Genomic DNA, 10,573 nt, shown 5'->3' on the forward strand with positions numbered 1-10,573 from the left:
CCACGGCCCAGCCCACGCCCACCTCGGGCAGCACCGTCGCCGACCTGGAAGCTGACAACGACGAGTGATCCCCTCCACGTGGACAGGACTGCTCCTAGTCTTTGTATGCCTGGTGCCGGGCATCTTCTGGGAGCTGCGTCGAGCTGCTCACCTTCCGTCGCTCAAGGAGAGTGCCCTCCTCGAGACATCCCGCATCATGCTCGCCTCATTCTGCTCGGTGGTCCCCAGCGCACTCGCGCTCGCCGCGATCGCGTGGGCCGTCACGGCCAGGCGCACCGGCAACGCGCGGGATGGCCTGGGGCTCCTGGTGTCCTGGGGCAGGATCGGACCAGTGCAGTTCAGCTTCGTATTGGTGACGGTTGTTATCAGCTGCGGTGCCGTCTATGCCTCGTCGTTCTGGAGATGGCGCCGTGTCCCGGCCAGTTTCGAGACTGGTGACATCTGGGTAAAGACGCTTGTGGCACTGGCGCCGACAACCCCCTTTCTCATGGTGGAGTTGGAGGACGGAACCGTCTGGCGCGGTCGGCTGTGGGGCTTCGACAGCGACCCAGGTGACGACCACCGGTTTCTGTCACTGGCCACACCTTTGTCGCGCAAACGGGCTAGCAGTGAACGCTTCACACCTCGCACCGACCAAGCAGCCGTCCTGCTGCCGGAATCGCGCATCGTCAGCATCCAAGTGCGCTACCCGAACCCCGACATCGACTGGGACAGAGTCAACCCAAAGACTGACCACGACGGGAAACCTTGTGCGAAGCACGGCTGACCCCGCTTCAAGGCCCAGCGGCGCAGCTTCGCCGGTCCAACAAACCTGTTACATCGAGCCCAGCGTCACCCCGCATCGGTCCACACGTTGAGCATGACCACCAAGAGGGTCAGGATCCCGCACGCGAGAGCCAGAAGCAGCAGGTCCTCGACTGCCCGCGAGAATCGTGGGAAATGGCAGGAACCAGCATGGGAAGCAACTCCGACCTTCCTCATGAGCGCCCTAGCCGGAAGATCGCACGAAACTCCCAGGGTGGGGGATTCGCAAAACCTCTCTCCGCGATTCTCGAAACTCCTCCGGGCCGTCCCACAGCCCGATTTCGGGCCCCCCGGAGGGTGCTCGCAGCTCCAATAGCCGGGCTGTCGGAGGCTCGCAACGGCCTTCCGGCCCACCCCAACGCTCCCGCCACCTGCCCGGAAGCACGACGACCAGGCCGCCCTTGTCAGGGACAGCCTGGTCGTGAGTGTGGAATTGCCGTGGAGCTGGGACGGGAAGTGCTCGCCGTCCTGGGGTCAGCCGCTTACGCGGCGACCGGTGGGGCGTTGGGCGCGTCGGCCCAGTCGTAGTCGTCCTCTTCCGAGTCCCACGTGACCACAGGGGTGACCACCTTGGGAGGCCGGGGCTTCTTCGGTTTGTCCTCGTCGCGGAGGTAGACCTCGATGGCCCGGATGTTCTCCGCACCGAGCATGAGGGCCAGCAGCAGTGACTGGGCGGCGAGCCCGCGCATGGGACGGCGGGCATGGTCGGCAATCGAGCCGCCCTGCACGTTCTTCAGCCAGCCGTTGCGGGCCTCGTTCATCGAGCGGGGGTAGGCGTAGGCGCGCTTCCACTCGTCGGACTGCCACACCAGGGACTGCGCGTACTTGGCGCTCTCCTCAACCGGGATGGTGATGCCGGACGAGTTCGTGCAGACCTTGCCGGGATGCTTGGGCAGGTTGCCCTTCTGGATCGGGGTGCGGGTCCCCTTCGAGGTGCGGGACGGTTCCTTCTTCAGGGGGCACGAGACGGTCGCACCTGCCCCGGAGGCCGGGCACTTGAACGCCTGCGAACCGTTGTCACGCGGAGCCTCCCGGGGACGCAGGAGGAAGCGCTGCCGGTACTCCAGCAGCTCCTTCCACCGGGCCTCGACGCGGGCGAACTCCTCCTTGGCCTTGGCCTCCTCGCGCTCGGCACGCCTCAGGTTGACCTGGGCCCCACGATAGGCGGCCTGCTTCTCCTCGCTCGCGCCGGAGGCGGGCTGGAGGTCCTTGATGGCCCGGGTCAGCCGCTGCCGGTTGGTGATCGCCTTGGCGACCTTGCCCTGGGCGGCGTGGTAGTCCACCGTGGCGTTCTTGTGAAGGATCGGCATGGCCGGGCAGTACCAGTTGCCGTCCACCAGCTCGGCACCAGCGAAGTGGCCCATCACGCCGTGGGTGTCGCGGCGCAGGTCGCCGACGATCTTGTAGCCCGCCGAGCGCAGCGGGATGGCCCAGTCCTCGGCCTGGGCGTGCGGATAGTAGTCACGGTCGCCGACGACGTAGCCGCGAGGCAGGTCGTGGCTCATGACGTTCGCCAGGGCCGTCATGGCGCTCTGGCGAGGCTGGCGAGCGGGCTTGTCGAGGCCCATGCCCAGCACGAGGTGGGGGAACTGCGGGTCCGGTCCCGGGTGCGCCATGAACGCCAGTTGGGCGTCGAGTGCCCACTTCGTGTCGCGGTGGCCGTCCGGCTTGTCGATCTCCTCGTGGGTGCGCGTGTACCAGCCGCCGTAGGGCTCCGAGGACACCTTGCGCTCGCTCCTGGGTCCTTCCTGCCAGCGCTCGGCCAAGGGCTTCCAGTCACTGCCGGTCGGCACCTTCTTGCGGTTCTTGCGGGCGTGCTCGACGCGGGCGGCCTCAATCGTCGCCTGACGGTTGTCGGGCCCGAAACCCGTGATGCCCTTCTTCACCAGGGGCACGTGGGTGCCGTCCACGGCAATCGTGCCGTCCCAGTTCTTCAGCACTCGCTCGGGCAGGGCCTCGACCGTGGTCCAGATGAGGGCGTTGGTGAACTCCGCGAGGCGCTGGCGGCGGCACTCCTCCAGGTCGGTGTCCCGCTTCGACAACAAGGTGGCGTACTCGCGGTAGGTGTAGCGCGAGTGGTGCTGCTCGTCCGGGTGGGGGTCAATGACGTCCAGCACTCGGCGCACGGTCCTCCACAGGCGCAGGTAGACGCCGCGCTCGCCCTTCACCCACCTGTGGTCGTTCAAGTCGACGTTCAGCGCTTCGAGGCCCGCATCGGTCAGGCGGGTCAGCACCAGGTCCCGGGCACGCACGGCGGTGAGTTCCTGGCCCTCCAGCGCCAGCACGGCCAGCAACACCAGGGCATGCTCGTCGGTGAACTGCGAGGGCCGCCCGCCCTTGGTGGGGTCGTAGCCATCCTCGGCCCGCCACTGGGCCAACTTCTCCAGCACGCCACTCGCGCGCACCCACAGGGCCGCCCTCTCGACCTGCGGGGCGTGCACGGGCACGAAGCGTCGGTCGCCCGAGTGCACTCCGGGCACGTCGAACAGGCGGGAGAGGTTGCCCTCCCCGCCCATCGACGCGCCCGTGGTGGTCATGGAGTCTCAGCGCTCCTCGTCCACGACGCGCAGGGACTCGCGCTGTGCCTTGCGGGCACGCTTGTTCGCCACCGAGAGACGCTTCTGCTCGCGCATCTCGTCACGCAGCAGGCAGCGGTACTCCTCGGTCTCGAACTCGCGGTAGTGGTAGAGCCACTTGTCGAAACTGCGCAGCGTGACCATGCCTGCCGCCTCGGCAATCACCTGGGGCGGGACACCCGCCTTGATGTGCTCCACCACCCAGGTGGCGCGCATCCGCCGCGTCATCGGCTCGACCTTGCCGCCCTTGTTGCTGCTCTGGACGAAGCGCGTCACGACGTTGGGCTTCTTGTTGGTGCGCCCCGGTGCGAATGCGAAGGCTTCCGGGTCCACCGGGCGCACGTTCGCGACCAGTTCCCGGAGCACGCCTTCCCACTCGGCCAGCACCGGAACCTCGCGCGGGTGCTCGCCCCGGACGTGGAGCAGCACGCCGTCGTCGTCCACCTCGATGTCGCTGACCTTGAGGGCAGCGACTTCCTGGGTGTAGAGCCCAGCACCGACCGTGAGGGCCAGGAGCACCAGGGCCTTGTGGCGACGCATCGCGGTCGACTGCCCGTTGGCCCAGCCGACCACCTCGGCCAGTTCCTCTGCCGAGTAGGGGTCGGGGTTCCAGGCGCTCTGGTAGGCCGTCTCGTTGGGGACGTCGGGGAACTCGGGGTTGATCGTCTTGCTGATCGACTTCAGCCGGGCGCGGTACATCTTGCGCACCTTCAGGCTGTAGTGGCCGCACTCCTGGTCGATCCACTCCCCGATCACGTCGAGGGTGAAGATGGCCGTCCGGTCGAGGTCGTAGCCTGCGAGGCGATGGGCCCAGGCCACCATCATCCCGACGATGGTGATGCGACGGCGTGCCTCGTCGCCGGAGATGGGCTGGGAGTCCAGCACGGCCTGCTGGACGAACTCGCGCACGACGAGCCAGTCGTGCAGGTCCACGTAGCGCGGCACGTAGTTCATGACGACGTGCGTGACGTCCTCAGGTCCCGCATCGGGGATGGTCTTGTCCTGGTTCATGCCAGCAGAGAACCAAGCGTTGTGGTTGACGGGCCACGGCGTCGGTGGCCTGCCGAGCAGGTAGCCGGGGGTCAGGGGAGCGGACTGCGCCTTCCCTTGCTTGTCAGCCACAGGTTGGGCCGACGCAGCGCGAGAAGGGGAGGAAAGGTTGGGTGAGGTCCGGGGGCGACGCCGCAGGGGCACCACCGGGGCAACCGGGCGCTCGCAATGACCGGCTCGTGGCCGGACCCGACAACGGGATGAGGCTCATGGCTTCGTCGCATGAGCGCGCGCAACTGAGTATCCATAGAGCTGAGGCCGTCGGACCCTCAGGTGCGACCTATCCAGTGCGCGACTGGTTGTTTTACTTTATCGGAAGCCGCCGGTGATTGTCCAGCCCTAAAGCGAAATCACTAGTGGGAACGTTGAATCAGGGTACGAGTTGGGTGCGTTCCCGGGGGCAACAATCTGCTGGTGCATCCCGTTCCCGCTCGGCAACGTCTCGAAGCGTCGCCCATTTGCCCACGTGCCCACCTTCCCCCAGTGGGTGCTACTCTAAGGTGCACGACACCTGGGAAGGGATGCCCACCATGACTTCACCCACACTCGTCAAGACCGACTCGCGATCCCGGGTCGTCCTCCCTGGGCGGCCCGACACCCCCTACCTCCTCGAAGAGTTGGAGGACGGCGTGCTGATCCTCCAGCCAGCCGTCGTCATGTCCAAGGCCCAGGCGGAGTACAACGCCGACGCAGAGCTGCGCACCCTGCTCCGCGATGCCACGGCTTCCGAAACCGTCCATCGGTCGCGGCAGCGCAGGCACTAGCCGGGCAGTGAGGCGACCTCTGTGGACGGCGCGTACTCCGCAGTAGCGGACCAGCAACTGGATGCCCTGGAAGAGAGTCCGGACGTTGATTGCTACAACGCTGTCCTGGACGTGGTCGAGGGCATCTTCGCCGACCCGTCGTTGGCCCGCCTCCACTCCCAGGGCATAAGAACTGAGGAGGGGTATACCCTCTTGGTGATCGCCGTTCCTCAGCGGCACCCTTTGGGGGTGTTCTGGCGTGACACGGACCAAGGCCCCAGGATCGAGGCCATCTTCCCCCGCCCCTAGCAACGCGCCTTGAAGCACCACGACAGCCCCTGCCATCATCACGGAGGCGGGGGCTGTTGGTTGCCCGCTGCCGTCCCGCCGACCGCCTTACAATTCGCCCCCGCCGTCTCAGCTCGGCAAGGCTGGGTCGTGGACCCAGACAGGGGCCATGAGGTCATCGAGTGTGGACCCGAAGACCTTGGACAGCACCAACCAGGTCCGCAGGTCACCCCGGTACCGACCAGCGGCGATGTTCACCAAGGTCTGCCGGGCCAAGCCCGTTGCGGCGACGAGTTGGTCGTAGGTCAGGCCCGACTCGGCCTTCGCGGTCACGAACACCTCGCGGACACGCGTCATGTCGGGCTCGGGCTGGACGGGGCTCACCCGTCCAGCCCAATGGTTTCGGCCTAGCCTACGCAGCCCAAGTCCTTGTACTATAACTTGCGAACTGCTTGCCTAGAGGAGGCACGGCCCACCAAGGGGACCGTCACTCTTTGACCGAGGGGAAGCCATGGGGAAGATCGCCAGCGCAGCAGGTTGGGCGGGTGCAACAGGAGTCGCGTGGGTAGCCAGCCAAGGAATTGAGGCACGGGCCTTCATGCAGGCAGCGCAACGCATGAACGCCCAGGTCGAGACTGACTTCAACGCCGCCCCGCAGGGATACCTGCCCGATGCCGCCCCGCTGTTCCCCCTCCAAGGTCCGCTGGTCGCGAGCAAGCCGAAGATCATGGCGAAGTGCTTCGCCACGGGCTGTGGGGCCATGTTCGCCATCGGGGCGCTCATCGGCGGTGGCGTGATACTGGCCAACCCTCCGCAAGGGGGCAGCGCGCTGGCCCAGGCCATCCTGAGCGGCATCATGACCGGACTGTTCGCCGCCATCGCCGTGGGGTGGCTCGTCGGGGCGATCCTGTAGGTCGTGTTCGGCACGAAGGAGAACGCGCGCCGCTCCGCCAACGTGGTCACCCAGCACTACAGGCAGTACTGGGCCGAACGAGTCCGGGCGCAGCACGCGCTCGCTCAAGGTGCCGACCGAGAGCAGGTGCGAGAGGAACTGTGGTCCTACCGGATCGCCACCGACCCGGACGAGGTGCTGTTCGAGATGGGCGGCCTGGCATGAGCGCGCGGAAGCCCCGGCCCAAGCCGGTCCTGACGCCCGAGGCCCGAGCCGCGATGATGGCCTTGGATACCCAGATCGCTGCCGAGGATGCCCAGGACTTCCGCCGCGAGATGCGACGGATCAAGGCCGGTCTGCCCGAGCCACCGAGACGGCCACTTCAGACCTTCGCTTCCTGGGCAGACTGCGGGGCGACGCCCACCACCATCGCGTGACCACTGGTTGATGCCGCAGCCCGGGGCTTCAGAGTCTCTGAGGGACCGCAGGGGATCACAACGCTCGAAGGAATGTCGGGCGTCCCAAGCCCTATCCTGATGCGAGCAGCGCTGAGGCTGCTCCCATCTCAGGAGGCCAGTCGTGGCGGGAGTCGCTTGGTCAACGTATCCCGGCGAAGACATCGAGCAAGCCATCGCGATGTTCATCGCCGCCGAGCACCCTCGCGCGGTCAGGATTCGACCCTCGCGTGGCGACGGCGGCATCGACATCTTGGACATGGACGAGCGAACGGTGGTCTACCAGGTCAAGGGCTTTCATCACACGTTCACCGCTAACCAGTGGGACCAAATCGAGGGCAGTATCGACCGCTTGGTGACTGATCCCCGATGGGCCACGCTCCATGTGGATGAATGGCATCTGGTGGTACCCGTGAACCCAACCCCCGAGGGGTTCGAGCGGCTGCGCAAGTACGCCACGGGACGTGGGCTGCCCGAGCCTCACTGGGATGGACTTGACCGCTGTGAACTCTGGGCTAGCGACCACCCCCGCACGGTGGACTACTTCTTCAATGGGTCCCGTGAGGAGATTCTTCGAGCAGCTGCAACTCTGATGCAGTTCCAGGGCCGCAGCGCGGATGCAGTGTCAGTACCAACTGTCGAGGAAACCACGACTCAGCTGAATACCACCGTGAAGTACCTCAACGAGCAAGACCCGTTCTACTCCTACGGCATCCACGTTCAACCTGCTGTGTGGGGTGACGAGCAGGGTCTGGGAGTGTCCGACGATCGGTGTAAGTGGCTCCATCGCCCGACAGGGCAGGAGGAGTCATGATGACCGAGACAACGATGGATGCTGTCGAGCTGGCTGACGGGTCGGCCAGACTGGACGGCGTGAGTGAACCACCACCAGAGCCCGCCGAGCTCGACAAGGCCCAGCGCGAGGCGATCGCGCAGATGGTGCGCCGGGCCAAGGACGCCGGGATCGCCCTGACCGGCCCCGACGGACTGCTGAAGGCCCTGACCGCCCAGGTCGTCGAGGCAGCCCTCGACGAAGAGATGAACGAACACCTGGGCTATGACAAGCACGACCCCGTCGGCCGCGGGTCGGGCAATTCCCGCAACGGCTCCCGGTCGAAGACGGTGATCACCGACAACGTCGGCGCGATCGAGATCCAGGTCCCCAGGGACCGCAACGGCACCTTCGAACCGCAGTTGGTGAAGAAGCGCCAACGCCGCTTGTCGGACATGGATGCCATGGTGTTGAGCTTGTTTGCGAAAGGCCTGACGACTGGGGAGATCGCCGCCCACTTCGCCGAGGTCTACGGCACGAGCGTGAGCAAGGACACGATCAGCCGGATCACCGACCGTGTCCTGGACGAGATGAATGGTTGGATGAGCCGGCCGTTGGAGCCGATCTACTCCGCCATCTTCATCGACGCGATCGTGATCAAGGTCCGCGACGGGCAGGTGCGCAACCAGCCCTACTACGCGCACGAATCGGTGTCGACCTCGACGGTCACAAGGACATTCTGGGGATCTGGCCCGGCAACGGCGACGGCGAGTCGGCGAAGTTCTGGTTCGCCTGCCTCACAGAACTCAAGAACCGGGGTGTGAAGGACGTGTTCTTCGTCGTCTGTGACGGGTTGAAGGGCCTCCCGGACAGCATCGGCAACGTGTTCGGCGAGGCGAAGGTGCAGACCTGTCTGATCCACTTGTTGCGCAACAGTTTCGGCTATGCGTCGAAGAAGCACTGGCCCGAGATCGCCGCGAACCTCAGGCCTGTCTACGAGGCTCCAAGCGTGGAGGCCGCCGAGACCGCGTTTGAGGAGTTCGCGGAGAAGTGGGGGAAGGCCTATCCGGCGATGATCCGGCTGTGGCGCAATGCCTGGACCGAGTTCGTACCGTTCCTGGACTACGACCTGGAGATCCGCAAGGTCTTGTGTTCGACGAACGCGATCGAGAGTCTCAATGCCCGGTTCCGCCGGGCGGTTCGGGCCAGGGGACATTTCCCGAACGAGCAGGCCGCGCTGAAGACGCTCTATCTGACCGTGAGATCGTTGGACCCGAAGGGAACCGGTCAGACCCGCTGGGGCATGCGCTGGAAGCCCGCGCTGAACGCGTTCGCCACCACCTTCGCTGACCGCATGCCCGCGGCCAGCACCCACCAGTAGAAACCGCCACTGACATTTAGCTTGGGAGTGGGCCTGCGAGAGGCCGGGCATCACTTACCGAGACACAATGTGATCTCTGAACAGTGGAGGGTCCTCGCAGGCCTGTGACTGGTCGAGCGGTGTCCCTGTTCGGGAACTTGGAACCACCCATCGTGGGGCGGATTCCTACTTGCAGAATGTCTGGGCCGTGGCCGCGACCACCAGCCACATCCATGGTCCGAACTACTGGAAGGACACCCGCGATGACCTGGACCTTGGGCATCGACGTCGCGTGTCGCGCCGCCCATCAAGCCACGCTCACCCACCACGGCACCACCGTGTGGCGCGGCCGCAAGTTCAGCACCTCCACCGCCGACCTTGAACGTCTGTGGCGTGACCTTGACATCAACGATCCCGCCGAGCTGACCGTGGTCATGGAACCCACCCGCAACGCCTGGATCATCCTGGCCGAATGGTTCCGTCGTCACGGCGCGAAGGTCGTGATGGTCCCCACCACCCAGTCCGCCGACCTGCGCAGGTACTACTCCAAGCACACCAAGAACGACCGCATCGACTCTGAACTACTCGCGCGTCTTCCTCTGTTGCATCCCGAAGGGCTGCGCGAATATTCCGGACAAGGCCCGGCCGATCCGCTACGCCGACTGGTCAAGCAGCGCTCCACCATGGTCAAGCGCCGCACCGCCGTCTTCGCCCGCATCGATGCGCTGGTCGAGCTCCTGGGCCCCGGTTGGTATGCCGTCCTGGGATCCGACTACGGCATCGCCGCGCTGGAGTTCCTCGCCCGCTACGCCGATCCCCACACGGTGATCCGCCTTGGCCAAGCACGGTTGGCACGCTTCCTGATCGCGCGCTCACGTGGAGCATGGCGCGAACACCATGCGGCAGCGCTCCTCGAGGCCGCCAGACAGTCCCTCGACCTCTGGCGCACGCCCGAAGGAAACGACGGGATGGACTTCGCCGAGCTGGCCGCCGACATCGCCCACGAGGCCGAACAGGCCCTCTACCTCCTGCGCCAAATCCGTCAGATCGACGAACGCATCGCCAATCTCTACGCCGAAGCTGATCCAAACCGCATCCTTGAGACTGTCCCCGGCGTCGGTCCTGTCACTGGAGCCGTGATCGCCGGGCGCATTGGCGACCCCCACCGCTTCACCTCGCTCGCCGCGATCCGCGCCTACACCGGCCTGGTCCCCATCACCAAACAGTCCGGCGTCGGCGGCCACAACTCCACCATCACCAAGGCCGGAGACCCGTTACTGCGAGAAATGCTGTTCACCGCCGCCGATGCCGCTCGTCGCAGCGACCCGCAACTCGCCGCGAAGTACCAGCGACTGATGGCCGGCGACCGGCATCACGACTCGGCAATCTGCCACATCGCGACGACCTTGGTCACCAGGATCGCCGCATGCATGCGCAGCCAGCAGCCCTACCAAATACGCGATGTCGACGGCACACCGATCACACCTGAAGAAGGCCGACGCATCGTGAAGGATCGCCACCCTTCCAAGAAGGCTAGCCGCGTGACCCCACGGCACAAGCGCACGCAAATCCCCCAAAAGCAGGAGGCGGACCAAGAGTCACAGGAGTCGCAGAGCGCTCCAACATCCCAGCC

10 protein-coding genes and 1 pseudogene are annotated in these 10,573 nt (G+C 65.8%); 8 read left to right on the top strand and 3 right to left on the bottom strand.

Annotation, left to right across the window (positions count from 1 at the left end):
- Positions 1–64 precede the first annotated feature (64 nt).
- A complete protein-coding gene (locus tag ACHFFZ_RS16675; RefSeq protein WP_394277716.1) occupies positions 65–766 on the top strand; it encodes a DUF6338 family protein in 702 nt (233 codons plus the stop codon).
- Positions 767–1,286: 520 nt separating this feature from the next.
- On the opposite strand, the gene ACHFFZ_RS16680 is transcribed toward ACHFFZ_RS16675, so the two are convergent.
- Both ACHFFZ_RS16680 and ACHFFZ_RS16685 read right to left on the bottom strand, forming a co-directional pair.
- Positions 1,287–3,341: a hypothetical protein gene (locus ACHFFZ_RS16680; RefSeq protein ID WP_394277717.1), complete on the bottom strand. Its 2,055-nt coding sequence runs from the start codon at positions 3,339–3,341 to the stop codon at positions 1,287–1,289.
- 6 nt (positions 3,342–3,347) lie between these two features.
- Positions 3,348–4,502, bottom strand: coding sequence for a site-specific integrase (locus ACHFFZ_RS16685; protein WP_394277718.1), 1,155 nt, complete (start codon positions 4,500–4,502; stop codon positions 3,348–3,350).
- A gap of 458 nt (positions 4,503–4,960) precedes the next feature.
- Here ACHFFZ_RS16685 and ACHFFZ_RS16690 point away from each other — a divergent pair, with 458 nt between their 5' ends.
- Entirely contained in the window at positions 4,961–5,194 is a 234-nt protein-coding gene (locus ACHFFZ_RS16690) for a hypothetical protein (RefSeq protein ID WP_343886842.1), read from the top strand.
- 396 nt (positions 5,195–5,590) lie between these two features.
- Here ACHFFZ_RS16690 and ACHFFZ_RS16695 read toward each other — a convergent pair whose 3' ends face one another.
- Entirely contained in the window at positions 5,591–5,845 is a 255-nt protein-coding gene (locus ACHFFZ_RS16695; protein ID WP_394277719.1) for a helix-turn-helix transcriptional regulator, read from the bottom strand.
- 127 nt (positions 5,846–5,972) lie between these two features.
- Here ACHFFZ_RS16695 and ACHFFZ_RS16700 point away from each other — a divergent pair, with 127 nt between their 5' ends.
- The 6 genes and pseudogenes from ACHFFZ_RS16700 to ACHFFZ_RS16725 form a co-directional block, all read left to right on the top strand.
- Positions 5,973–6,374, top strand: coding sequence for a hypothetical protein (locus ACHFFZ_RS16700; RefSeq protein WP_394277720.1), 402 nt, complete (start codon positions 5,973–5,975; stop codon positions 6,372–6,374).
- 3 nt (positions 6,375–6,377) lie between these two features.
- Complete coding sequence (locus ACHFFZ_RS16705) at positions 6,378–6,578, top strand: hypothetical protein (protein WP_394277721.1); 201 nt, start codon at positions 6,378–6,380, stop codon at positions 6,576–6,578.
- Complete coding sequence (locus tag ACHFFZ_RS16710; protein WP_394277722.1) at positions 6,575–6,790, top strand: hypothetical protein; 216 nt, start codon at positions 6,575–6,577, stop codon at positions 6,788–6,790. The genes ACHFFZ_RS16705 and ACHFFZ_RS16710 overlap by 4 nt, the downstream gene beginning before the upstream one ends.
- A gap of 142 nt (positions 6,791–6,932) precedes the next feature.
- On the top strand, positions 6,933–7,622 hold the full coding sequence (locus tag ACHFFZ_RS16715; protein WP_394277723.1) for a hypothetical protein: 690 nt from the start codon (positions 6,933–6,935) through the stop codon (positions 7,620–7,622).
- Between the two features lie 14 nt (positions 7,623–7,636).
- Positions 7,637–8,961 (top strand): annotated as a pseudogene (locus ACHFFZ_RS16720) (IS256 family transposase).
- Between the two features lie 242 nt (positions 8,962–9,203).
- Positions 9,204–10,573 (top strand): IS110 family transposase (locus ACHFFZ_RS16725; RefSeq protein WP_394277724.1); only part of this gene is annotated, 1,370 nt, incomplete at its 3' end.

The organism is Luteococcus sp., assembly GCF_043424415.1.
GTDB lineage: Bacteria > Actinomycetota > Actinomycetes > Propionibacteriales > Propionibacteriaceae > Luteococcus.

Bases quoted from the DNA above. Each gene is read 5' to 3' on its own strand.
- ACHFFZ_RS16680 (WP_394277717.1), bottom strand. From the start codon at position 3,341: ATGACCACCACGGGCGCGTCGATGGGCGGGGAGGGCAACCTCTCCCGC.
- ACHFFZ_RS16690 (WP_343886842.1), top strand. From the start codon at position 4,961: ATGACTTCACCCACACTCGTCAAGACCGACTCGCGATCCCGGGTCGTC.
- ACHFFZ_RS16700 (WP_394277720.1), top strand. From the start codon at position 5,973: ATGGGGAAGATCGCCAGCGCAGCAGGTTGGGCGGGTGCAACAGGAGTC.
- ACHFFZ_RS16710 (WP_394277722.1), top strand. From the start codon at position 6,575: ATGAGCGCGCGGAAGCCCCGGCCCAAGCCGGTCCTGACGCCCGAGGCC.